General features: G+C 53.7%; 39 protein-coding genes. 32 read left to right on the top strand and 7 right to left on the bottom strand.

Annotation, left to right across the window (positions count from 1 at the left end; genetic code table 11):
* Nucleotides 1-3: 3 nt before the first annotated feature.
* From rpsS to OXR61_RS19840, 26 genes are all read left to right on the top strand, one after another.
* A complete protein-coding gene (gene rpsS, locus OXR61_RS19965; protein WP_001138115.1) occupies nucleotides 4-282 on the top strand; it encodes a 30S ribosomal protein S19 in 279 nt (92 codons plus the stop codon).
* 13 nt (nucleotides 283-295) lie between these two features.
* Nucleotides 296-628 (top strand): 50S ribosomal protein L22, encoded by a 333-nt coding sequence (gene rplV / locus OXR61_RS19960; RefSeq protein WP_007891659.1) that lies wholly within the window; start codon nucleotides 296-298, stop codon nucleotides 626-628.
* A gap of 17 nt (nucleotides 629-645) precedes the next feature.
* Nucleotides 646-1,344 carry a 30S ribosomal protein S3 gene (rpsC, locus tag OXR61_RS19955; RefSeq protein ID WP_021508216.1) on the top strand — a complete coding sequence of 233 codons (699 nt, stop codon included), beginning with the start codon at nucleotides 646-648 and terminating at the stop codon, nucleotides 1,342-1,344.
* 12 nt (nucleotides 1,345-1,356) lie between these two features.
* Nucleotides 1,357-1,767 (top strand): 50S ribosomal protein L16, encoded by a 411-nt coding sequence (gene rplP, locus OXR61_RS19950; RefSeq protein WP_002438716.1) that lies wholly within the window; start codon nucleotides 1,357-1,359, stop codon nucleotides 1,765-1,767.
* Nucleotides 1,767-1,955 carry a 50S ribosomal protein L29 gene (gene rpmC, locus OXR61_RS19945; RefSeq protein WP_021508217.1) on the top strand — a complete coding sequence of 63 codons (189 nt, stop codon included), beginning with the start codon at nucleotides 1,767-1,769 and terminating at the stop codon, nucleotides 1,953-1,955. Before rplP ends, rpmC begins: the two co-directional genes overlap by 1 nt.
* Complete coding sequence (gene rpsQ, locus OXR61_RS19940) at nucleotides 1,955-2,209, top strand: 30S ribosomal protein S17 (protein ID WP_010618568.1); 255 nt, start codon at nucleotides 1,955-1,957, stop codon at nucleotides 2,207-2,209. Before rpmC ends, rpsQ begins: the two co-directional genes overlap by 1 nt.
* A gap of 168 nt (nucleotides 2,210-2,377) precedes the next feature.
* A complete protein-coding gene (rplN, locus tag OXR61_RS19935; RefSeq protein ID WP_006120590.1) occupies nucleotides 2,378-2,749 on the top strand; it encodes a 50S ribosomal protein L14 in 372 nt (123 codons plus the stop codon).
* A gap of 10 nt (nucleotides 2,750-2,759) precedes the next feature.
* On the top strand, nucleotides 2,760-3,074 hold the full coding sequence (gene rplX / locus OXR61_RS19930; protein ID WP_021508218.1) for a 50S ribosomal protein L24: 315 nt from the start codon (nucleotides 2,760-2,762) through the stop codon (nucleotides 3,072-3,074).
* 14 nt (nucleotides 3,075-3,088) lie between these two features.
* On the top strand, nucleotides 3,089-3,628 hold the full coding sequence (rplE, locus tag OXR61_RS19925; protein WP_013510763.1) for a 50S ribosomal protein L5: 540 nt from the start codon (nucleotides 3,089-3,091) through the stop codon (nucleotides 3,626-3,628).
* A gap of 14 nt (nucleotides 3,629-3,642) precedes the next feature.
* Nucleotides 3,643-3,948 carry a 30S ribosomal protein S14 gene (rpsN, locus tag OXR61_RS19920; RefSeq protein WP_010618564.1) on the top strand — a complete coding sequence of 102 codons (306 nt, stop codon included), beginning with the start codon at nucleotides 3,643-3,645 and terminating at the stop codon, nucleotides 3,946-3,948.
* A gap of 32 nt (nucleotides 3,949-3,980) precedes the next feature.
* Entirely contained in the window at nucleotides 3,981-4,373 is a 393-nt protein-coding gene (gene rpsH, locus OXR61_RS19915) for a 30S ribosomal protein S8 (RefSeq protein WP_021508220.1), read from the top strand.
* A gap of 12 nt (nucleotides 4,374-4,385) precedes the next feature.
* Nucleotides 4,386-4,919: a 50S ribosomal protein L6 gene (rplF, locus tag OXR61_RS19910; RefSeq protein ID WP_007891676.1), complete on the top strand. Its 534-nt coding sequence runs from the start codon at nucleotides 4,386-4,388 to the stop codon at nucleotides 4,917-4,919.
* Between the two features lie 9 nt (nucleotides 4,920-4,928).
* Nucleotides 4,929-5,282: a 50S ribosomal protein L18 gene (gene rplR, locus OXR61_RS19905; RefSeq protein ID WP_013510760.1), complete on the top strand. Its 354-nt coding sequence runs from the start codon at nucleotides 4,929-4,931 to the stop codon at nucleotides 5,280-5,282.
* Between the two features lie 14 nt (nucleotides 5,283-5,296).
* Entirely contained in the window at nucleotides 5,297-5,797 is a 501-nt protein-coding gene (gene rpsE, locus OXR61_RS19900) for a 30S ribosomal protein S5 (RefSeq protein WP_010618560.1), read from the top strand.
* Between the two features lie 5 nt (nucleotides 5,798-5,802).
* Nucleotides 5,803-5,982, top strand: a complete 180-nt coding sequence (gene rpmD, locus OXR61_RS19895) for a 50S ribosomal protein L30 (RefSeq protein WP_013510758.1) — start codon at nucleotides 5,803-5,805, stop codon at nucleotides 5,980-5,982.
* 3 nt (nucleotides 5,983-5,985) lie between these two features.
* The gene (gene rplO, locus OXR61_RS19890) at nucleotides 5,986-6,420 is read left to right on the top strand and encodes a 50S ribosomal protein L15 (protein ID WP_021508221.1); all 435 of its coding nucleotides are present in this window, start codon (nucleotides 5,986-5,988) and stop codon (nucleotides 6,418-6,420) included.
* A gap of 7 nt (nucleotides 6,421-6,427) precedes the next feature.
* Nucleotides 6,428-7,759, top strand: a complete 1,332-nt coding sequence (gene secY, locus OXR61_RS19885) for a preprotein translocase subunit SecY (RefSeq protein WP_021508222.1) — start codon at nucleotides 6,428-6,430, stop codon at nucleotides 7,757-7,759.
* 32 nt (nucleotides 7,760-7,791) lie between these two features.
* Nucleotides 7,792-7,908 (top strand): 50S ribosomal protein L36, encoded by a 117-nt coding sequence (rpmJ, locus tag OXR61_RS19880; RefSeq protein ID WP_071813610.1) that lies wholly within the window; start codon nucleotides 7,792-7,794, stop codon nucleotides 7,906-7,908.
* 146 nt (nucleotides 7,909-8,054) lie between these two features.
* The gene (gene rpsM / locus OXR61_RS19875) at nucleotides 8,055-8,411 is read left to right on the top strand and encodes a 30S ribosomal protein S13 (RefSeq protein WP_021508223.1); all 357 of its coding nucleotides are present in this window, start codon (nucleotides 8,055-8,057) and stop codon (nucleotides 8,409-8,411) included.
* 16 nt (nucleotides 8,412-8,427) lie between these two features.
* Nucleotides 8,428-8,817: a 30S ribosomal protein S11 gene (gene rpsK, locus OXR61_RS19870; protein WP_004160563.1), complete on the top strand. Its 390-nt coding sequence runs from the start codon at nucleotides 8,428-8,430 to the stop codon at nucleotides 8,815-8,817.
* 33 nt (nucleotides 8,818-8,850) lie between these two features.
* Nucleotides 8,851-9,471: a 30S ribosomal protein S4 gene (gene rpsD, locus OXR61_RS19865; protein ID WP_010618555.1), complete on the top strand. Its 621-nt coding sequence runs from the start codon at nucleotides 8,851-8,853 to the stop codon at nucleotides 9,469-9,471.
* Nucleotides 9,472-9,496: 25 nt separating this feature from the next.
* Nucleotides 9,497-10,486, top strand: coding sequence for a DNA-directed RNA polymerase subunit alpha (rpoA, locus tag OXR61_RS19860; RefSeq protein ID WP_007891688.1), 990 nt, complete (start codon nucleotides 9,497-9,499; stop codon nucleotides 10,484-10,486).
* Between the two features lie 40 nt (nucleotides 10,487-10,526).
* A complete protein-coding gene (gene rplQ, locus OXR61_RS19855) occupies nucleotides 10,527-10,913 on the top strand; it encodes a 50S ribosomal protein L17 (RefSeq protein ID WP_003850180.1) in 387 nt (128 codons plus the stop codon).
* Between the two features lie 111 nt (nucleotides 10,914-11,024).
* Nucleotides 11,025-11,396 carry a DUF1992 domain-containing protein gene (locus OXR61_RS19850; RefSeq protein ID WP_241799005.1) on the top strand — a complete coding sequence of 124 codons (372 nt, stop codon included), beginning with the start codon at nucleotides 11,025-11,027 and terminating at the stop codon, nucleotides 11,394-11,396.
* Between the two features lies 1 nt (nucleotide 11,397).
* A complete protein-coding gene (zntR, locus tag OXR61_RS19845) occupies nucleotides 11,398-11,835 on the top strand; it encodes a Zn(2+)-responsive transcriptional regulator (RefSeq protein WP_058770984.1) in 438 nt (145 codons plus the stop codon).
* Nucleotides 11,836-11,885: 50 nt separating this feature from the next.
* The gene (locus OXR61_RS19840; RefSeq protein WP_021508226.1) at nucleotides 11,886-12,104 is read left to right on the top strand and encodes a ribosome alternative rescue factor ArfA; all 219 of its coding nucleotides are present in this window, start codon (nucleotides 11,886-11,888) and stop codon (nucleotides 12,102-12,104) included.
* 19 nt (nucleotides 12,105-12,123) lie between these two features.
* On the opposite strand, the gene mscL is transcribed toward OXR61_RS19840, so the two are convergent.
* From mscL to def, 5 genes are all read right to left on the bottom strand, one after another.
* Nucleotides 12,124-12,534: a large-conductance mechanosensitive channel protein MscL gene (gene mscL / locus OXR61_RS19835; RefSeq protein WP_021508227.1), complete on the bottom strand. Its 411-nt coding sequence runs from the start codon at nucleotides 12,532-12,534 to the stop codon at nucleotides 12,124-12,126.
* Between the two features lie 108 nt (nucleotides 12,535-12,642).
* Complete coding sequence (gene trkA / locus OXR61_RS19830; protein ID WP_021508228.1) at nucleotides 12,643-14,019, bottom strand: Trk system potassium transporter TrkA; 1,377 nt, start codon at nucleotides 14,017-14,019, stop codon at nucleotides 12,643-12,645.
* A 31-nt stretch (nucleotides 14,020-14,050) separates the two neighbouring features.
* Complete coding sequence (gene rsmB, locus OXR61_RS19825; protein WP_058776570.1) at nucleotides 14,051-15,337, bottom strand: 16S rRNA (cytosine(967)-C(5))-methyltransferase RsmB; 1,287 nt, start codon at nucleotides 15,335-15,337, stop codon at nucleotides 14,051-14,053.
* Between the two features lie 45 nt (nucleotides 15,338-15,382).
* Complete coding sequence (fmt, locus tag OXR61_RS19820; protein WP_058759898.1) at nucleotides 15,383-16,327, bottom strand: methionyl-tRNA formyltransferase; 945 nt, start codon at nucleotides 16,325-16,327, stop codon at nucleotides 15,383-15,385.
* A gap of 21 nt (nucleotides 16,328-16,348) precedes the next feature.
* A complete protein-coding gene (gene def / locus OXR61_RS19815; RefSeq protein ID WP_058776571.1) occupies nucleotides 16,349-16,861 on the bottom strand; it encodes a peptide deformylase in 513 nt (170 codons plus the stop codon).
* Nucleotides 16,862-16,976: 115 nt separating this feature from the next.
* Between def and dprA the strand changes: the two genes are divergently transcribed.
* The 6 genes from dprA to OXR61_RS19785 are packed head-to-tail and all read left to right on the top strand — an operon-like array spanning nucleotide 16,977 to nucleotide 20,763.
* Nucleotides 16,977-18,101, top strand: coding sequence for a DNA-protecting protein DprA (dprA, locus tag OXR61_RS19810; protein ID WP_215480623.1), 1,125 nt, complete (start codon nucleotides 16,977-16,979; stop codon nucleotides 18,099-18,101).
* Nucleotides 18,073-18,546: a DUF494 family protein Smg gene (gene smg, locus OXR61_RS19805; protein ID WP_031279836.1), complete on the top strand. Its 474-nt coding sequence runs from the start codon at nucleotides 18,073-18,075 to the stop codon at nucleotides 18,544-18,546. Before dprA ends, smg begins: the two co-directional genes overlap by 29 nt.
* Nucleotides 18,547-18,570: 24 nt before the next feature.
* Complete coding sequence (locus tag OXR61_RS19800; RefSeq protein ID WP_241799004.1) at nucleotides 18,571-19,119, top strand: type I DNA topoisomerase; 549 nt, start codon at nucleotides 18,571-18,573, stop codon at nucleotides 19,117-19,119.
* 2 nt (nucleotides 19,120-19,121) lie between these two features.
* Nucleotides 19,122-19,697 carry an L-threonylcarbamoyladenylate synthase type 1 TsaC gene (gene tsaC / locus OXR61_RS19795; protein WP_058776573.1) on the top strand — a complete coding sequence of 192 codons (576 nt, stop codon included), beginning with the start codon at nucleotides 19,122-19,124 and terminating at the stop codon, nucleotides 19,695-19,697.
* Between the two features lie 2 nt (nucleotides 19,698-19,699).
* Entirely contained in the window at nucleotides 19,700-20,518 is an 819-nt protein-coding gene (aroE, locus tag OXR61_RS19790) for a shikimate dehydrogenase (protein WP_058776574.1), read from the top strand.
* The gene (locus OXR61_RS19785; protein WP_058759902.1) at nucleotides 20,515-20,763 is read left to right on the top strand and encodes a DUF1488 domain-containing protein; all 249 of its coding nucleotides are present in this window, start codon (nucleotides 20,515-20,517) and stop codon (nucleotides 20,761-20,763) included. The genes aroE and OXR61_RS19785 overlap by 4 nt, the downstream gene beginning before the upstream one ends.
* Here OXR61_RS19785 and OXR61_RS19780 read toward each other — a convergent pair.
* Both OXR61_RS19780 and OXR61_RS19775 read right to left on the bottom strand, forming a co-directional pair.
* Nucleotides 20,739-21,293, bottom strand: coding sequence for a gamma carbonic anhydrase family protein (locus tag OXR61_RS19780; protein WP_058776575.1), 555 nt, complete (start codon nucleotides 21,291-21,293; stop codon nucleotides 20,739-20,741). The two genes, OXR61_RS19785 and OXR61_RS19780, sit on opposite strands and share 25 nt — an antisense overlap.
* The coding region (locus OXR61_RS19775) for a hypothetical protein (protein ID WP_230857102.1) at nucleotides 21,284-21,509 on the bottom strand (226 nt) is incomplete at its 5' end. The genes OXR61_RS19780 and OXR61_RS19775, both read right to left, overlap by 10 nt.

Below are 21,509 nucleotides of genomic sequence, written 5' to 3'. Positions count from 1 at the left end.
GCCATGCCACGTTCTCTCAAGAAAGGTCCTTTTATTGACCTGCACTTGCTGAAGAAGGTAGAGAAAGCGGTGGAAAGCGGTGACAAGAAGCCCCTGCGCACTTGGTCCCGTCGTTCAACGATCTTCCCTAACATGATCGGTTTGACCATCGCTGTCCATAATGGTCGTCAGCACGTTCCTGTCTTTGTTTCCGACGAAATGGTCGGCCACAAGCTGGGTGAATTTGCACCGACACGTACTTATCGCGGCCACGCTGCTGATAAGAAAGCCAAGAAGAAATAAGTAGGAGGAAGAGATGGAAACTATTGCTCAACATCGCCATGCTCGTTCTTCTGCTCAGAAGGTTCGCCTTGTTGCTGACCTGATTCGCGGTAAGAAAGTGTCGCAGGCTCTGGATATTCTGACTTACACCAACAAGAAAGCGGCTGTACTGGTTAAGAAAGTCCTGGAATCTGCCATTGCTAACGCCGAACACAACGATGGCGCTGATATCGACGATCTGAAAGTTGCGAAAATTTTCGTAGATGAAGGCCCTAGCATGAAGCGCATTATGCCGCGTGCTAAAGGTCGTGCAGATCGCATCCTGAAGCGCACCAGCCACATTACTGTGGTTGTGTCCGATCGCTGAGACTCTGGAGACTAGCAATGGGTCAGAAAGTACATCCTAATGGTATTCGCCTGGGTATTGTAAAACCATGGAACTCTACCTGGTTTGCGAACACCAAAGAATTCGCTGACAACCTGGACAGCGACTTTAAAGTACGTCAGTTCCTGAACAAAGAACTGGCAAAAGCGTCTGTATCTCGCATCGTTATCGAGCGTCCGGCTAAGAGCATCCGTGTGACCATTCACACCGCTCGCCCGGGTATCGTTATCGGTAAAAAAGGTGAAGACGTTGAAAAACTGCGCACGGTCGTAGCGAACATCGCTGGCGTTCCTGCACAGATCAATATCGCCGAAGTCCGTAAACCGGAACTGGACGCAAAACTGGTTGCTGACAGCATCACTTCACAGCTGGAGCGTCGTGTGATGTTCCGTCGTGCGATGAAGCGTGCTGTACAGAACGCAATGCGTCTGGGCGCTAAAGGTATCAAAGTTGAAGTTAGCGGCCGTCTGGGCGGTGCTGAGATCGCACGTACCGAATGGTACCGTGAAGGTCGTGTACCACTGCACACTCTGCGTGCTGACATTGACTACAACACCTCTGAAGCGCACACCACTTATGGTGTAATCGGCGTTAAGGTATGGATCTTCAAAGGTGAGATCCTGGGTGGTATGGCTGCTGTTGAACAACCGGAACCGGCTGCTCAACCTAAAAAGCAGCAGCGTAAAGGCCGTAAGTAAGGAGAGTCGCTGATGTTACAACCAAAGCGTACGAAATTCCGTAAAGTGCACAAAGGCCGTAACCGCGGTCTGGCGCAGGGTACGGATGTTAGCTTCGGTACTTTCGGTCTGAAAGCTGTTGGCCGTGGTCGTCTGACTGCTCGTCAGATCGAAGCAGCACGTCGTGCTATGACCCGTGCAGTTAAGCGTCAAGGTAAGATTTGGATCCGTGTATTCCCGGACAAACCAATCACCGAGAAGCCGCTGGAAGTGCGTATGGGTAAAGGTAAGGGTAACGTGGAGTATTGGGTTGCCCTGATCCAGCCTGGTAAAGTCCTGTATGAAATGGACGGTGTACCGGAAGAGCTGGCCCGTGAAGCATTCAAGCTGGCAGCAGCAAAACTGCCTATCAAAACCACCTTTGTAACTAAGACGGTGATGTAATGAAAGCAACTGAGCTGCGTGAAAAAAGCGTTGAAGAGCTGAACACTGAGCTGCTTAACCTCCTGCGCGAGCAGTTTAACCTGCGCATGCAGGCAGCATCTGGCCAGCTGCAGCAGACCCATCTGCTGAAGCAAGTTCGCCGTGATGTTGCACGCGTTAAGACTTTACTGACTGAGAAGGCGGCGTAATGACCGATAAAATCCGTACTCTGCAGGGTCGTGTTGTTAGTGACAAAATGCAGAAATCTGCTGTTGTTGCTATCGAGCGTTTCGTGAAGCACCCGATCTACGGTAAATTCATTAAGCGTACGACTAAGCTGCACATCCATGACGAGAACAACGAGTGTGGTATTGGTGACGTGGTTGAAATCCGCGAAACCCGTCCACTGTCCAAGACTAAGTCCTGGACTCTGGTTCGCGTTGTAGAGAAAGCGATTCTGTAATAGAATCCGCTTCCTCTAAAAACAAAATGAACGGCTCTATGGAGCCGTTCATTTTTTCTACCCATCTGCGAGAACCGGTGTTATAATGCCGCGCCCTCAATTATGGGGCTTTTTAACGACCTGAGGTTTGGGTCCCGAAGTAGTAGTTGACATTAGCGGAGCACTAAAATGATCCAAGAACAGACTATGCTGAACGTCGCCGACAACTCCGGTGCACGTCGCGTAATGTGTATCAAGGTTCTGGGTGGCTCGCACCGTCGCTACGCAGGCGTCGGCGATATCATCAAAGTGACCATCAAGGAAGCAATTCCGCGTGGCAAGGTGAAAAAAGGTGATGTCCTGAAAGCGGTAGTGGTGCGCACCAGGAAGGGTGTTCGTCGCCCGGACGGTTCTGTCATTCGCTTCGATGGTAATGCATGCGTTATTCTGAACAATAACAGCGAGCAGCCTATCGGAACGCGTATTTTTGGGCCGGTAACTCGTGAACTTCGTACTGAAAAGTTCATGAAAATTATCTCTCTGGCACCAGAAGTACTCTAAGGAGCGAACAATGGCAGCGAAAATCCGTCGTAACGACGAAGTTATCGTGCTTACCGGTAAAGACAAAGGTAAACGCGGTAAAGTAAAGAATGTCCTGACTTCTGGTAAGGTCATCGTTGAAGGTATCAACCTGGTTAAGAAACACCAGAAGCCGGTTCCGGCTCTGAACCAACCAGGCGGCATCGTTGAAAAAGAAGCTGCTATTCAGGTTTCTAACGTTGCAATCTTCAATGCGGCAACCGGCAAGGCTGACCGTGTAGGCTTTAGATTCGAAGACGGTAAAAAAGTCCGTTTCTTCAAGTCTAACAGCGAAACTATCAAGTAATTTGGAGTAGTACGATGGCGAAACTGCATGATTACTACAAAGACGAAGTAGTCCAGAAACTCATGACAGAGTTTGGCTACAATTCTGTCATGCAAGTCCCTCGGGTCGAGAAGATCACCCTGAACATGGGTGTTGGTGAAGCGATCGCTGACAAGAAACTGCTGGATAACGCAGCAGCTGACCTGGCAGCAATCTCCGGTCAAAAACCGCTGATCACCAAAGCACGCAAATCAGTTGCAGGCTTCAAAATCCGTCAGGGCTATCCGATCGGCTGTAAAGTAACTCTGCGTGGCGAGCGCATGTGGGAGTTCTTTGAGCGTCTGATCACTATTGCTGTACCGCGTATCCGTGACTTCCGTGGTCTGTCCGCGAAGTCTTTCGACGGTCGTGGTAACTACAGCATGGGCGTTCGTGAGCAGATCATCTTCCCAGAAATCGACTACGACAAAGTCGATCGCGTTCGTGGTTTGGATATCACCATTACCACTACTGCGAAATCTGATGATGAAGGCCGTGCTCTGCTGGCTGCCTTTGACTTCCCGTTCCGCAAGTAAGGTAGGGTTACTTAATGGCTAAGCAATCTATGAAAGCACGCGAAGTTAAGCGTGTGAAATTAGCAGACAAGTTCTTCGCAAAACGCGCTGAACTGAAAGCGATCATTTCTGATGTGAACGCATCCGACGAAGACCGTTGGAACGCCGTTCTCAAGCTGCAGAGTCTGCCGCGTGATTCCAGCCCTTCACGTCAGCGTAACCGCTGCCGTCAGACAGGTCGTCCGCACGGTTTCCTGCGGAAGTTTGGGTTGAGCCGTATCAAGGTCCGTGAAGCCGCAATGCGCGGTGAAATCCCGGGTCTGAAAAAGGCTAGCTGGTAATTGTCACCATTTGAATCACGGGAGTAACACAGATGAGCATGCAAGATCCGATCGCGGATATGCTGACCCGTATCCGTAACGGTCAGGCCGCGAACAAAGTTGCGGTCTCTATGCCTTCCTCCAAGCTGAAAGTGGCAATTGCCAACGTGCTGAAGGAAGAAGGCTATATTCAAGATTTTAAAATCGAAGGCGACATCAAGCCGGAACTGGAACTGACTCTTAAGTACTTCCAGGGTAAAGCTGTTGTAGAAAGCATTCAGCGTGTTAGCCGTCCAGGTCTGCGCATCTATAAGAAAAAAGATGAGCTGCCAAAAGTTATGGCCGGTCTGGGCATTGCTGTAATTTCTACCTCTAAAGGTGTCATGACTGATCGTGCAGCGCGCCAGGCTGGTCTTGGTGGCGAAATTATCTGCTACGTAGCGTAATCGGAGGATAAAATGTCTCGTGTTGCAAAAGCACCTGTCGTTGTTCCTGCCGGCGTAGAGGTAAAACTCAACGGTCAGGAAGTTTCGATCAAAGGCAAAAACGGCGAGCTGACTCGTACTATCAACAGTGCTGTAGAAGTTAAGCATGCAGACAACGCCCTGACTTTCGCTCCGCGCGAAGGTTATGCGGATGGTTGGGCACAGGCAGGTACTGCCCGTGCGCTGCTGAACGGCATGGTTATCGGTGTTACCGAAGGCTTCACCAAGAAGCTGCAACTGGTTGGTGTTGGTTATCGTGCAGCTGTTAAAGGCAACTCTGTGAGTCTGGCCCTGGGCTTCTCTCACCCGGTTGACCATGCACTGCCGGCCGGCATCACTGCTGAATGTCCAACTCAGACTGAGATCGTGCTGAAAGGCGCTGATAAACAGCTGATTGGTCAGGTTGCAGCTGATCTGCGCGCCTACCGTCGTCCTGAGCCTTACAAAGGCAAGGGTGTTCGTTACGCCGACGAAGTCGTGCGTACCAAAGAGGCTAAGAAGAAGTAAGGTAACACTATGGATAAGAAATCTGCTCGTATCCGTCGTGCGACCCGTGCACGTCGCAAGCTCAAAGAGCTGGGTGCTACTCGCCTGGTGGTACATCGTACCCCGCGTCACATTTACGCACAGGTAATCGCCCCGAACGGTTCCGAAGTTCTGGTTGCTGCTTCTACTGTAGAAAAAGCTATCGCTGAACAACTGAAGTATACCGGTAACAAAGACGCCGCTGCAGCTGTAGGTAAAGCTCTGGCTGAGCGCGCTATCGAAAAAGGCATCAAAGATGTTTCTTTCGACCGTTCCGGTTTCCAATATCATGGTCGCGTCCAGGCACTTGCAGATGCTGCTCGTGAAGCTGGCCTTCAGTTCTAAGGTAGAGGTCTAAGATGGCACACATCGAGAAACAAGCTGGCGACCTGCAGGAAAAACTGATCGCGGTAAACCGTGTCTCTAAAACTGTGAAAGGTGGTCGTATTTTCTCCTTCACCGCTCTGACTGTAGTGGGTGATGGTAACGGCCGCGTTGGTTTTGGTTACGGTAAAGCGCGTGAAGTTCCAGCAGCGATCCAGAAAGCGATGGAAAAAGCTCGTCGCAATATGGTTAATGTCGCGCTGACTCACGGCACCCTGCAGCACCCGGTTAAAGGTGCGCACACGGGTTCTCGTGTGTTCATGCAGCCGGCTTCTGAAGGTACCGGTATCATCGCCGGCGGTGCAATGCGCGCCGTTCTGGAAGTCGCTGGAGTTCATAACGTTCTGGCTAAAGCCTATGGTTCCACTAACCCGATCAACGTGGTTCGTGCAACTATCGACGGCCTGGGCAATATGAAGTCTCCGGATATGGTTGCTGCCAAGCGTGGTAAATCCGTTGAAGAAATTCTGGGGTAATCACGATGGCTAAGACAATCAAAATTACACAAACCCGTAGCTCAATCGGCCGCCTGCCTAAGCACAAAGCCACTCTGGTTGGTCTGGGTCTGCGTCGTATTGGTCACACCGTTGAGCGTGAAGACACGCCAGCTGTACGCGGTATGATCAACGCGATTTCTTACATGCTGAAAGTGGAGGAGTAAGAGATGCGTTTAAACACTCTGTCTCCGGCCGAAGGGTCTAAACACGCTTCCAAGCGTCTGGGCCGTGGTATCGGTTCTGGCCTCGGTAAAACCGGCGGTCGTGGTCACAAAGGTCAGAAGTCTCGTTCTGGCGGTGGCGTACGTCGTGGTTTCGAGGGTGGTCAGATGCCTCTGTACCGTCGTCTGCCGAAGTTCGGCTTCACCTCGCGCAAATCATTCGTGACTGCAGAAGTGCGTCTGTCTGATCTGGCGAAAGTGGAAGGCGGTATCGTCGACCTGAACACGCTGAAAGCAGCTAACATCATCGGTGTACAGATTGAGTTCGCGAAAGTGATCCTGTCTGGTGAAGTATCTGCACCTGTTACGATTCGTGGTCTGCGTGTCACCAAAGGTGCTCGTGCTGCAATCGAAGCTGCTGGCGGTAAAATCGAGGAATAAGTAGCAGATGGCAAAGCAACCGGGATTAGATTTTCAAAGTGCCAAAGGTGGCTTTGGTGAACTGAAGCGCAGACTGTTGTTTGTAATCGGTGCACTGATTGTCTTCCGTATTGGCTCTTTTATTCCAATCCCCGGTATCGATGCCACTGTACTTGCCAAACTGCTTGAGCAACAGCGTGGCACCATCATTGAAATGTTTAACATGTTCTCTGGTGGTGCTCTCAGTCGTGCCTCAATCTTCGCGCTGGGTATTATGCCGTATATTTCGGCCTCTATTATTATCCAGCTGCTGACGGTGGTTCATCCCGCGTTGGCCGAGATTAAGAAAGAGGGTGAAGCTGGTCGTCGTAAGATCAGCCAGTACACTCGCTACGGCACACTGGTTCTGGCTATATTCCAGTCGATCGGTATTGCTACCGGTCTGCCGAATATGCCTGGAATGCAGGGCCTGGTATTAAATCCAGGCTTTGCTTTCTACTTTACCGCTGTTGTAAGTCTGGTTACCGGAACCATGTTCCTGATGTGGCTGGGCGAACAGATTACTGAACGAGGTATCGGTAACGGTATTTCGATCATTATCTTCGCGGGTATTGTTGCGGGTTTACCGCCGGCCATTGGCCATACCATCGAGCAAGCGCGGCAAGGCGACCTGCACTTCCTTCTGTTGCTGTTGGTTGCAGTTCTTGTATTTGCAGTGACGTTCTTTGTTATTTTCGTTGAGCGTGGCCAGCGCCGCATTGTGGTCAACTACGCTAAACGTCAGCAAGGTCGTCGTGTATATGCTGCACAGAGCACACATTTACCGTTGAAAGTGAACATGGCGGGCGTAATCCCAGCCATCTTTGCTTCCAGCATTATCCTGTTCCCGGCGACGATAGCATCCTGGTTCGGGGGCGGTACCGGTTGGAACTGGCTGACAACAATTTCGCTGTATTTGCAGCCAGGACAGCCGCTTTATGTGCTACTCTATGCGACTGCAATCATCTTCTTCTGTTTCTTCTACACGGCGTTGGTTTTCAACCCGCGTGAAACAGCAGATAACCTGAAGAAGTCTGGTGCATTCGTACCGGGAATTCGTCCGGGAGAGCAAACGGCGAAGTACATCGATAAAGTAATGACACGTCTGACCTTAATCGGCGCACTGTATATTACTTTTATCTGCCTGATCCCGGAGTTCATGCGTGATGCCATGAAGGTTCCCTTCTACTTTGGCGGCACCTCGCTGCTGATTGTAGTGGTTGTCATCATGGACTTTATGGCTCAAGTGCAAACTCTGATGATGTCCAGTCAGTACGAGTCTGCATTGAAGAAAGCTAACCTGAAAGGCTATGGCCGTTAATTCAGTAGCTTGAGAAGTTACGGAGAGTAAAAATGAAAGTTCGTGCTTCCGTCAAGAAATTATGTCGTAACTGCAAAATCATTCGTCGCGACGGTGTCGTACGTGTGATCTGCAGCTCCGAGCCTAAGCATAAACAGCGCCAGGGCTGATTAAGTCACATATTTTTCTTGCAAAGTCGGGTTGAGCTGGCTAGATTAGCCAGCCAATCTTTTGTATGTCGATGCGTTTCCATTTGAGTATCCTGAAAACGGGCTTTTCAGCATGGTACGCATTTATTTAATTATAGGAGTGCATAGTGGCCCGTATAGCAGGCATTAACATTCCTGATCAAAAACATACCGTTATCGCATTAACTTCGATCTTCGGTATCGGCAAAACCCGTTCTAAAGCCATCTGTGCTGAAACGGGCATCGCTGAAAATGTTAAGATCAGTGAGCTGTCTGAAGAACAAATTGATCAGCTGCGTGAAGCAGTTGGTAAATTCGTTGTTGAAGGTGATCTGCGCCGTGAAATCACCCTGAGCATCAAGCGTCTGATGGACCTTGGTTGCTACCGTGGTTTACGCCATCGTCGTGGTCTGCCGGTGCGCGGTCAGCGTACTAAGACCAACGCACGTACCCGTAAGGGTCCGCGTAAACCGATCAAGAAATAATCGGGGTGAGTAAATAATGGCAAAGGCACCAGTTCGTGCACGTAAGCGTGTAAGAAAACAAGTCTCAGATGGCGTGGCTCATGTCCATGCGTCTTTTAACAACACCATCGTTACTATTACTGATCGTCAGGGTAACGCACTGGGTTGGGCAACCGCCGGTGGTTCCGGTTTCCGCGGTTCACGTAAATCTACTCCGTTTGCTGCTCAGGTCGCTGCAGAGCGCTGTGCAGAAGCCGTGAAAGATTACGGTATTAAGAACCTGGAAGTTATGGTTAAGGGTCCGGGTCCAGGCCGCGAATCTACTATTCGTGCTCTGAACGCCGCTGGTTTCCGCATCACTAATATTACTGATGTGACTCCGATCCCTCACAACGGTTGTCGTCCGCCGAAAAAACGTCGCGTTTAACGTTCCGTTTTTTAGGTTAGTTGGAGAAAGAAAATGGCAAGATATTTGGGTCCTAAGCTCAAGCTGAGCCGTCGTGAGGGCACCGACTTATTCCTTAAGTCTGGCGTTCGCGCGATTGATTCCAAGTGCAAAATTGAACAAGCCCCTGGTCAGCATGGTGCGCGTAAACCGCGTCTGTCTGATTACGGCGGCCAGTTACGTGAAAAGCAAAAAGTTCGTCGTATCTACGGCGTGCTGGAGCGTCAGTTCCGTAACTACTATAAAGAAGCAGCGCGTCTGAAAGGCAACACCGGTGAAAACCTGTTAGCTCTGCTGGAAGGTCGTCTGGATAACGTAGTTTACCGTATGGGCTTTGGTGCCACTCGTGCAGAAGCACGTCAGCTGGTTAGCCACAAATCTGTAATGGTAAACGGTCGCGTTGTTAACATCGCTTCTTATCAGGTATCTCCGAATGATGTCGTAAGCATCCGTGAGAAAGCCAAAAAGCAATCTCGCGTGAAGGCCGCTCTGGAGCTGGCTGAGCAGCGTGAAAAGCCAACCTGGCTGGAAGTTGATGCGACTAAGATGGAAGGTGTGTTCAAGCGTATTCCTGAGCGTACCGATCTGTCTGCGGACATTAACGAACACCTGATCGTCGAGCTTTACTCTAAGTAAAGCTTAGTACCAAAGAGAGGACACAATGCAGGGTTCTGTGACAGAGTTTCTAAAACCGCGCCTGGTAGATATCGAGCAAGTGAGTTCGACGCACGCCAAGGTGACCCTTGAGCCGTTAGAGCGTGGCTTTGGCCATACTCTTGGTAACGCACTGCGCCGTATTCTGCTTTCTTCCATGCCGGGTTGCGCGGTGACCGAGGTTGAGATTGATGGCGTGCTGCACGAGTACTCCACCAAAGAGGGCGTACAGGAAGATATCCTGGAAATCCTGCTCAATCTGAAAGGGCTGGCGGTAAGAGTTCAGGGTAAAGATGAAGTCATCCTCACTCTGAATAAATCTGGCATTGGCCCTGTGACTGCAGCCGACATTACCCACGACGGTGATGTCGAAATCGTCAAGCCGCAGCATGTGATCTGCCATCTGACCGATGAAAACGCGTCTATTAGCATGCGTATCAAAGTTCAGCGTGGTCGTGGTTATGTGCCGGCTTCTGCCCGAATTCATTCGGAAGAAGATGAGCGCCCAATCGGCCGTCTGTTGGTTGACGCTTGCTACAGCCCTGTAGACCGTATCGCCTACAATGTTGAAGCAGCGCGTGTAGAACAGCGCACCGACCTGGACAAGCTGGTCATCGAAATGGAAACCAACGGCACAATCGATCCTGAAGAGGCGATTCGTCGTGCGGCAACCATCCTGGCAGAACAACTGGAAGCTTTCGTTGACTTACGTGATGTACGTCAGCCGGAAGTCAAAGAAGAGAAACCAGAATTCGATCCGATCCTGCTGCGCCCTGTTGACGATCTGGAATTGACTGTCCGCTCTGCTAACTGCCTCAAGGCAGAAGCTATCCACTACATCGGTGATCTGGTACAGCGTACCGAGGTTGAGCTGCTTAAAACGCCTAACCTGGGTAAAAAATCTCTTACCGAGATTAAAGACGTGCTCGCATCACGTGGTCTGTCTCTGGGCATGCGCCTGGAAAACTGGCCACCGGCAAGCATTGCTGATGAATAACCGGATCGCAGGTTAAGGTTTCACTGAGAAGGATAAGGTCATGCGCCATCGTAAGAGTGGTCGTCAACTGAACCGCAACAGCAGCCATCGTCAGGCTATGTTCCGCAACATGGCTGGTTCTCTGGTTCGTCATGAGATCATTAAGACGACTCTGCCGAAAGCCAAAGAGCTGCGTCGCGTAGTTGAGCCGCTGATTACTCTTGCCAAGACCGACAGCGTAGCTAATCGTCGTCTGGCATTCGCCCGTACTCGTGATAACGAGATCGTGGCAAAACTGTTTAACGAGCTGGGCCCGCGTTTCGCGAGCCGTGCCGGTGGTTACACTCGCATTCTGAAGTGTGGCTTCCGTGCTGGTGACAACGCTCCGATGGCATACATCGAGCTGGTTGATCGTCCAGAAGCTCAAGCAGAAGCTGCTGCAGAGTAATTTGCAGTAACGTAAAAAACCCGCTTCGGCGGGTTTTTTATTGCCTGTCATTTCTTCCTATTTCCCCTCCATTCGCTATGCTGTTGGCAGACATGCCTGCAGGAGGTTTCTATGTGGCTTATCGATCAGCTGGCTGAGCAACACATCCGCGCCGCTCAGGAAAAGGGTGAGCTGAGCAATCTGCCTGGTGAGGGTGCGCCGCTCACGCTGGACGATGACAGTGGTGTGCCGGCGGAATTGCGCAGTGCCTGGCGACTGCTGAAAAACGCCGGTTATCTCCCACCGGAACTGGAGATGCGCCGCGACGCGCTGGCACTGAGCGATCTGCTTCGTGAACTTGATCCTGACGACAGCGAGGCGCACGAACTGGCCAAACGCCTGACACTGCTGGAGATGAAGCTGCAGCAGGCTGGCATGAGCACCGATTTTCTGCGTGGCGAATACCGCCCGGCGATCGGTCAGTGGCTACAGCAGGAGAAATAGTATGTATCGCATTGGCCAGCTGGCAAAACTGGCGGACGTGACGCCGGACACCATCCGCTTTTATGAAAAGCAGCAGATGATGGATCATGAGGTACGCACCGAGGGCGGCTTCCGCCTGTACAGCGATAACGATCTGCAGCGCCTGCGTTTTATCCGTTACGGCCGGCAGCTTGGTTTCAGCCTGGAATCGATCCGCGACCTGCTGTCGATCCGCATCGATCCAGAGCATCATACCTGTGAAGAGTCAAAAGCGATCGTGGCGAAACGGCTGGATGAGGTGAACGGTATGATTGGCGAACTGCAAACCATGCAGCGCTCACTGCAACGGCTGGCGGAAACCTGCTGTGGCGACCGGCACAGTAGCGCCTGCTGTTCGATCCTCGAGGCACTGGAAACCGGTGAAGATCCGCATCCTGAAATTTGTTGTAGCAAGGATTGAATTCTGGCGCGCAGGAACTATAGTTGCGCCATCACTAACCGGAGGACGATATGAGTCACTATCAGCATCGAAAAGGCAAAATTAACGATAACGCCCTGGAAGCTCTGTTACACGATCCGCTGTATCGCCAGCGTGTTGAGCGCAATCAGAAGGGGAAAGGCAGCTACCGGCGTAAAGATAAACACGCGAAGGGAGCGAATCAGGAGGCCAGCGGTAAGCAACAGTGTTTACCTCTGGCCTTCTGCTTTAGTGACAAAAAAGCCGCCTGAAACTGGCGGCTTTTATTTATCACACTTTATTATTTTGTTGCTTAAGCAGGTCGCGAATCTCGGTCAGCAGCACTTCTTCATTGGTCGGTTTAGGCGCTGGTTTTTCCACTTCTTTCTTTTTATACAGTTTATTCATTACTTTGATGGCAATGAAGATAGCAAACGCTACGATGATGAAGTCAAATACCGTCTGAATAAAGTTACCGTACTCCATCACCACCGCTGGGATATCGCCTTCTGCTGGCTTGAGTACCCATTTAAACTGCTTAAAGTCGACGCCGCCAATCAATAAACCGAGCGGTGGCATAATGATGTTCGCAACCAGTGACGATACGATCTTACCGAACGCAGCACCGATGATCACACCGACCGCCAAGTCCACCACGTTACCGCGCATCGCAAAATCACGAAACTCTTTGAATAAACTCATTGTTATCTCCTTGCCTTGGCCAATGGCTAAAGTCTAACAAACCTTCGTGTAATTGCCATTATAACAATGGATTAAACACCACTCTCACTGCAGCCCAATCACAACGCGTTACAGGAAGAACGGGCTCGGCTGGAACAGACGTTCAACGTCCGGCACAAACTTTTTGTCGGTGAGGAACATGATCACGTGGTCGCCTTGCTCAATACGCACATTATCATTGGCGATGATCACGTCATCACCACGCACCACCGCGCCGATAATGGTGCCCGGCGGCAGTTTAATATCTTCAATCAGGCGGCCTACCACGCGCGAAGTGGTTTCATCACCGTGGGCAATGGCCTCGATGGCTTCCGCAATACCGCGGCGCAGTGAAGAGACGCCGACAATATCGGCTTTGCGCACGTGGCCAAGCAGCGCAGAAATCGTGGCCTGCTGCGGTGAGATCGCAATATCGATCACGCTGCCCTGCACTAGATCGACATAGGCGCGACGCTGGATCAGCACCATCACCTTTTTCGCGCCCATCTTTTTGGCCAGCATCGCTGACATGATATTGGCTTCATCGTCGTTAGTGACGGCGATAAACAGATCGACCTGATCGACATGCTCTTCTGCCAGTAGTTCCTGATCCGAGGCATCGCCATAGAACACGATGGTATCCTGCAGATGTTCAGCCAGTTCAGCTGCGCGCTGCTGATTACGTTCAATCAGCTTAACGCTGTACTGCTTCTCCAGCCGCTGCGCCAGGCCAAAGCCGATATTACCGCCGCCGACCAGCATAATGCGTTTATAGGGCTTTTCGAGCCGCTGCATCTCGCTCATCACCGCACGAATATGCTGACTGGCGGCAATAAAAAACACTTCATCGCCAGCTTCGACGATCGTCGATCCCTGCGGGCGGATCGGACGATCCTGACGGAAAATCGCGGCTACGCGGGTATCGATATGCGGCATATGTTCACGCAGGATCGACAGCGGATTGCCCACCAGCGGTCCGCCGTAATAGGCTTTGACCACTGCCAGGCTGACTTTGCCCTCGGCAAAATTCACCACCTGCAACGCGCCAGGGTACTGAATCAGCCGATAGATATTGTCGATCACCAGCTGTTCAGGCGAGATCAAATGGTCGATGGGTACCGCTTCCGGCACGAACAGCTTTTCCGCATCGCGCAGATAATCGGCGGCGCGGATACGGGCAATGCGGTTTGGCGTGTTAAACAGCGAGTAAGCAATCTGACAGGCAATCATGTTGGTTTCGTCAGAACTGGTGACCGCCACCAGCATATCCGCATCTTCGGCGCCGGCTTCACGCAACACGCGCGGGTGCGAACCATGGCCCTGCACCACGCGCAGGTCAAACTTATCCTGCAGCACGCGTAAGCGTGAGGGATCGCTATCAACCACGGTGATGTCATTGTTTTCGCCCACCAGGTTTTCAGCGAGCGTGCCGCCCACCTGGCCGGCGCCGAGGATAATAATTTTCATGGATACGTTGCTCTTGTCACTGTGCGCTGCACTATTTTTTCATCAGCTTAGCGTAGAAGAAACCGTCGCCGCCATCGATGGCAGGGAAAACCTGCCAGCCGTTAAGTTGCCCCTGTGGCAGTGCCTGCGGCACCGCATCGTCATGCGTCGCGAGGAAAGCCTCGATCTGCTGCTGGTTCTCCTGCGGCAGCACTGAGCAGGTGGCATAAAGCAGCGTACCGCCCGATTTCAGGCGTGGCCAGATGGCCGCCAGAATCTCACGCTGTAGCGCGGCGAGTTCGTCGATATCGCGATCGCGGCGTAGCCATTTGATATCCGGATGGCGTCGAATAACGCCGGTGGCCGAGCAGGGCGCATCCAGCAGGATGCGGTCGAATTGCTGCTCGTCGCACCAGGCCGCTGGCGTGCGGCCATCGCCCTGACGCACGTCAGCCTGCATCCCCAGACGCTGCAGGTTTTCCGTCACGCGCGACAGGCGCTGCGCATCGATATCCACCGCCATCACGCGTGCCTGCGGCGCAATTTCGAGAATATGGGTGGTTTTGCCGCCGGGCGCAGCGCACAGGTCGAGAATGGTTTCGCCGTTTTCCGGCGCCAGCAGCAGGGCACAACGCTGAGCAGAGAGATCCTGCACCGTCACCCAGCCCTGCTCAAAGCCTGGCAGCTGACTGACCGGAGCCGGAGCTTCAAGACGCAGCGCATCCGGCGCGTCAGCACCAAACGCATTTTGATTCTGCTGGGTTAATAACGCCAGCCAGGCGTCACGGCTGTGATGCTGACGATTCACGCGCAGCCACATTGGCGGTCGCTGATTGTTTGCTTCTACAATCCGCTGCCACTGCTCTGGCCACGCGGTTTGCAGCCGTTTCAGTAGCCAGCCCGGATGCCAGTAGCGCTGCGGGCCCTGATTGACCTCTGCCAGCAGTGCGTCCTGCTGACGCTGGAACTGACGCAGCACGCCGTTAAGCAAGCCTTTCAGATTTGCCCGCTTCAGTGCTTCAGCCCCGGCCACGGTTTCGGCCAGCGCGGCGTGCGGCGGAACGCGGGTATACAGCAGCTGATACAGGCCTACCATGATCAGATAGTGCAGCACGCGCTGTTTGCCGGTTAACGGCCGCGCCATCAGCTTATTAATCAACGCTTCCAGCTGCGGCAGCGTGCGCGTCACGCCAAAACACAACTCCTGCAGCAGCGCGCCATCGTTGTTTGCCAGCGTTTTTTGCGCAGCGGGCAGAATCGCGCTCAGCGATTCCCCTTTATCCACCACGCGTTCAATCAGTTGCGCGGCAAGGCTGCGCAGGTTGGTCGCTTTTTTCATATTCATTCATCAAACAAAAAGCCCGGCGGAGACCGGGCTGGAGAATCAGGCCAGAACGGTGCCGGGTGTAAACCATTCACGACGCGAATTGAGCAGATCCTGCGCCGCCATGGCTTTTTTGCCGGCAGGCTGCAGTGAGAGCAGATTCAGCACGCCGTCAGCGGTAGCAATCTGGATGCCGTGTTTGTCCGCCTGCAGAATTTCTCCCGGCTGGGCGCTGCGGTGCGGTAATACGCTGGCCTGCCAGACTTTGACCGGCTGATCGTCGATGAGGAAATAACTCACCGGCCACGGATTAAAGGCGCGAATGCACCGTTCCAGCTGAACAGCAGAGAGCGACCAGTCAAGACGAGCCTCTTCTTTGCTGAGCTTTTCCGCGTAAGTTACCAGGGTCTCATCCTGCACTTCGGGCTGCGCGCTGCCGGCGGCCAGCAGGCTGAGCGTGGTCAGCATCCCCTGCGGGCCCAGCTGCGCCAGCTTGTCGTACAGCGATGCGCTGGTATCGTCGGCATTAATCGGGCAGGTTATTTTGTGCAGCATATCGCCGGTATCCAGACCCACGTCCATCTGCATGATGGTCACACCGGTTTCGTTATCGCCGGCCCACAGTGAGCGCTGAATCGGCGCCGCACCACGCCAGCGCGGCAGCAGCGAGCCGTGTACGTTGATGCAGCCAAGGCGCGGCATCGTCAGCACCGCCTGAGGCAGGATCAGACCATAAGCGACGACCACCATCACATCGGCCTGCAGTCCGGCAACCAGCTGCTGATTCTCTTCCGGCTTCAGGGACTTTGGCTGAAACACGGGAATATCATGCGCCTGAGCCAGCACTTTTACCGGGCCCGGCGTGAGTTTGTTGCCACGTCCGGCAGGGCGGTCGGGCTGAGTAAAGACGCCAACCACCTGATGCTCAGAAGCAAGCAGCGCGTCGAGATGACGCGCTGCGAAGTCAGGAGTACCGGCAAAGATGATTTTTAACGGTGCAGACACAGTTCAACCTTCTGTTCGCTCTCAGGATGCGCGCGCATTCTGGCGGGCCAGTTTTTCCAGTTTCTGTTTAATACGCTGACGCTTCAGCGGCGACAGATAATCAATAAACAGTTTACCGTCGAGATGGTCGATCTCATGCTGGATGCAGATCGCCAGCAGACCGTCGGTTTCCAGCTCGAAGCTGTTACCGTCGCGATTCAGCGCGCGCACTTTGACCCGCTCGGCACGCGGCACAAACGCCCGCTGTTCCGGGATCGACAGGCAACCCTCTTCGATACCGGTTTCGCCGCTTTTTTCCAGCAGCTCCGGGTTAATCAGCACCAGGCGCTCTTCGCGGCTTTCAGAAACATCAATCACGATGATGCGCTGGTGAATATCCACCTGCGTCGCCGCCAGACCAATGCCTTCTTCGGCGTACATGGTCTCAAACATATCGTCGACAATACGCTGAACGTCAGCATTCACAGCCGCAACGGGTGCAGCAATTTTGCGAAGGCGATCGTCAGGGAAATGTAATACCTGCAAAACTGACATAAATATCCAGATCTGTATGCGTTAAAGAAAAGATTACTGCCTCATATTGTAGACTTTTTGGGGCCTGATTGACAGCATTGTGCCGCATCAGAGCACGGCTGACAGGGAGCGCAGCATGGAACGCAGTGAAAGGATTATCAGGCTGACTTACGTCTGGGGTTTAAGCGGTGAGCGCGCCCGTCAGTTCATCATGGCGCTTCTGGCCGCCAGCCACGTTGACGACGCGTGGCTGCAGCAGCACGGTCTGGACGACACGCAGCGGCAACAGTTTCTCGCCCTCTGTCCACGGCAGCTGGAAACAACGCAGCGCTGGCTGCAACAGGCGCAACATCATCTGATCGCCTGCAGCGACGCACATTATCCCGCCCGGCTGCGGGAAATCAGCCGCTATCCGGCTGCCCTTTATATAGCGGGTGACCTCTCTGCACTCGCGACACCGCAACTGGCGGTGGTCGGCAGTCGTCACTGTTCGCCGTATGGCAGAGAATGGGGCAGCTGGTTTACCCAGCAGCTGGCGCTAAGCGGTTTGACCATCACCAGCGGGCTGGCGCGCGGTATTGATGGCGTGGCGCATCGTGCCGCGCTGGAAGTGCAGGGCAAAACTCTGGCCGTGCTGGGCAGCGGGCTGAATCATCTCTATCCGAAAAGCCATCAGCCGCTGGCACAGGAGATCATCGCCAGCGGCGGCGCGCTGGTTTCAGAACTGCCGCTGTCGATGGCGCCCCATGCGGTAAATTTCCCGCGGCGTAATCGTATTATCAGTGGCCTGAGTCATGGCGTGCTGGTGGTTGAAGCGTCACTGAAGAGTGGCTCGCTGGTGACGGCGCGGTATGCGCTGGAACAAAACCGTAACGTGTATGCGCTGCCTGGCGCGCTGGGTAATCCTGGCTGTGAAGGCACGCACTGGCTGATTCAGCAGGGTGCGCTGCTGGTGGCGCATCCCAACAATATCCTTGAGGATTTGCATTCTGCCCTGCAATGGTTGCCGGCCAGCATCTCAGAAACAATATATTCACAACTCAGTGATGATGTGCCATTGCCATTTCCCAGCGTGTTGGCTAACGTAGGTGATGAGGTTACACCTGTTGACGTCGTCGCTGAACGTGCCGGCCAACCTGTGCCAGTTATCGCAGCGCAATTGCTGGAGCTGGAGTTAGCAGGATGGATCGCAGCTGTACCCGGCGGCTATGTCCGATTGAGGAGGGCATGCCATGTTCGACGTACTTATGTACTTGTTTGAGACGTATATCCACAACGAGGCTGAAATGCGCGTTGACCAGGATAAATTGACCGATGACTTAACCGATGCCGGTTTTCATCGCGAAGATATCTACAATGCGTTGAATTGGCTTGAGCGGTTAGCGGATTATCAGGATGGTCTGGTCGCGCCAGTGTTGCTGGCTAACGATCCGCTCTCCATGCGAATCTACACGGAAGAAGAGAGCCAGCGTTTAGATGCCGAGTGTCGTGGTTTTATTCTGTTCCTGGAGCAAATCCAGGTGCTGAATATGGAAACGCGCGAAATGGTCATCGAACGGGTTATGGCGCTTGATACGCTGGAATTCGATCTGGAAGATCTCAAATGGGTGGTGCTGATGGTGCTGTTTAACATCCCCGGGTGTGAAAATGCCTATCAGCAGATGGAAGAACTGTTATTCGACGTCAATGAAGGTATGCTGCATTAATTTGCGATTAATGCATTCGGTAATATGAGTAAACCAGCACTATTTACCGTGCGTAAACACGATCCCTGCCCCGCCTGCGGGGCAGAATTAGTGGTACGTGCCGGCAAACACGGGCCTTTTCTCGGCTGTGTGAATTATCCAACCTGCGACTATATTCGCCCGCTGAAAAGCCAGGGTGATGGCCATATTGTCAAAGTGCTGGAAGGCCATGCCTGCCCGCAGTGTGGTGCGGACAAAGTGCTGCGCCAGGGGCGATTCGGCATGTTTGTCGGCTGTAGCCACTATCCGGAGTGTGATTACACGGAAACCATCGATAAGCCGGACGAAACCGCAATTGCCTGCCCGCAGTGCGCCAGCGGCAAGCTGGTGCAGCGCCGTTCACGCTATGGCAAAACCTTCCATGCCTGCGACCGTTATCCCGACTGCCAGTTCGCGATCAACGCCACGCCGCTGGAAGGTGTCTGCCCCCATTGCCAGTTCCCGTTATTAATAGAAAAGAAAACCGCACAGGGCATGAAGCGCTTCTGCGCCAGCAAACGCTGCGGTAAGCCCATCGCCCAGGATGAAGAGTGATCATGAACCAGAGCCAGCATGCACCCGGAAGCCTCGACTTCTGCATCGAACAACTTCAGCAACAGCAAGTGATTGCTTACCCTACCGAAGCCGTATTCGGCCTTGGCTGCGATCCGGACAGCGAAAGCGCGGTGATGGCCCTGCTGGCACTGAAACAGCGCCCGGTAGAAAAGGGTCTGATTCTGATCGCCGCTGATTATACGCAGCTTGAGCCTTATATTGCCGATCGCGAACTCACCGTGCTGCAGCGCGAACGTATGTTTGCCAGCTGGCCGGGTCCGGTCACCTATGTGGTGCCTGCTTCGCCGCATACGCCGCGCTGGTTAACCGGCCGCTTTGATTCGCTGGCGATTCGCGTCAGCGATCATCCGCAGGTCCAGGCGCTGTGTCGCGGATTTGGCAAGCCGCTGGTCTCAACCAGCGCGAATTTAACCGGTCAGCCGCCGTGCCGCAGCGCCGCCGAAGTGGCAGAGCAGTTTGGCTCGCAGTTCCCGGTGTTGCAGGCGGCCACCGGCGGTCGCCTGAATCCTTCTGAAATCCGCGATGCTATTAGCGGTGAACTCATTCGTCAGGGCTGATTATGGAAAAGTTTGCCGTTTTTGGTCATCCCATCGCCCACAGCAAATCTCCGTTTATTCACGCCGCTTTTGCTGAGCAGACCGGTATTGAACATCCTTACGGACGCATCTGCGCACCGCTGGAAGGGTTCCCGCAGGCGATAGAGGCGTTTTTTGCGGCCGGTGGCAAAGGCGCCAATGTTACGCTGCCGTTTAAACAGCAGGCATGGGAATTCGCGGATGAGCTCAGCGAACGCGCGGCATTATCCGGCGCGGTAAATACCTTAAAGAAGAGAGCCGATGGTTCGATTCTGGGTGATAACACGGACGGCATCGGCCTGCTGAGCGATCTGCAACGGCTGCAGCTAATCCGGCCGGGCGATCGAATTCTGCTGGTGGGTGCGGGCGGCGCGGCGCGTGGGGTGATCCTGCCGCTGCTCTCGACGGGCTGCGCGCTGGTGGTGGTTAACCGCACGGCAGAACGCGCGCAACAGCTGGCTGAGCTTTTCCAGCACAGTGGGGCGATCCAGGCGATGAGTTTTGATCAACTGGCCGGCGATCGTTTTGATCTGATCATCAATGCCACCTCCAGCGGCGTAGCGGGCGACGTGCCGCCGCTGCCGGTTACGCTGATTGATGCGCAGGTGCGCTGTTACGACATGTTTTATCAGCAGGGGCTGACGCCATTTCTGGCGTGGTGCCAGCAGCACGGCACACAGCAGCTGGCGGATGGACTCGGCATGCTGGTGGGTCAGGCGGCGCATGCGTTTCAGCTGTGGCATGGCGTTATGCCGGAGATCGCGCCGGTCATCGATCAACTTAAACAGGCGATGCAGGCATGAATCAGGCTATCCAGTTTCCCGATCGGGAAAGCTGGGACGCAGTCAGGCAGGCGGTGCTGTTCCCGGTCTTAGTGAATGGTATGGGACTGACCTGCGCAATATCGCTGCCGGCGCTGCAGCAACGTTTTGGTGCCGGAGAGGCGATGGCGCTGTTTAGCGCGCATCGCTGGGATCTGGAGGAAGAGGCCGAGCAGCTGCTCCGGGCGGAGCAGGCCGACGATCAGGGCTGGCTGTGGCTGCCCTGAGTCAGATATTCATCTTTCCAGCCGACATAATTGTTAGCGGAGTAAAGCAGTCCGGCTATTTCCGCTTCGGTTAGTGGCCGGATCTGCTTCACCGGGCTGCCTAAATAGAGATAGCCGCTTTGCAGGCGTTTACCGGGTGGCACCAGGCTGCCGGCGCCAATCATCACCTCATCTTCGACGATCGCGCCATCCAGCAGGATCGAGCCCATACCCACCAGCACGCGGTTGCCAATGGTGCAGCCGTGCAGCATTGCTTTATGGCCCACCGTCACGTCTTCACCGATGATCAATGGAAAGCCATCGGGATTACTGCTGGATTTATGCGTAACGTGCAGCACGCTGCCATCCTGGATATTGCTGCGTTTACCAATCACCACTTTATTCACGTCACCGCGGATTGCTACCAGTGGCCAGATGCTGACATCATCAGCCAGCTCGACTTCGCCAACGACCACGCTGCTGCTATCCACCATCACACGTTCGCCGGTGTGGGGAATATGTTGCTTATAAGGGCGCAGGGCTACAGACATTCTATTTCTCCTTTTCTGATGTTTCCCGCTAGCCTGCGGCTTCCGGTGCGGGTAAACAAGCTGATTTTTGCGCGGATCGCTCGCGATCGCAGCGAAAAGAGTGAAAACTCGCCAGTCGATAAAAAAGATCGAAAAAAGGGGTTGTGCAAAAAATCCGGATCCCTATAATGCGCCACCACTGAGACGGCAAAGCGGCAACGCAGGCGGCTCAGCAGA

This window comes from Pantoea sp. GM_Pan_4, assembly GCF_026541005.1.
Classification (GTDB): domain Bacteria; phylum Pseudomonadota; class Gammaproteobacteria; order Enterobacterales; family Enterobacteriaceae; genus Pantoea; species Pantoea dispersa.
Note: the sequence above shows the minus strand (reverse complement) of the source record. Positions and strands in the feature narration are given on the sequence as shown.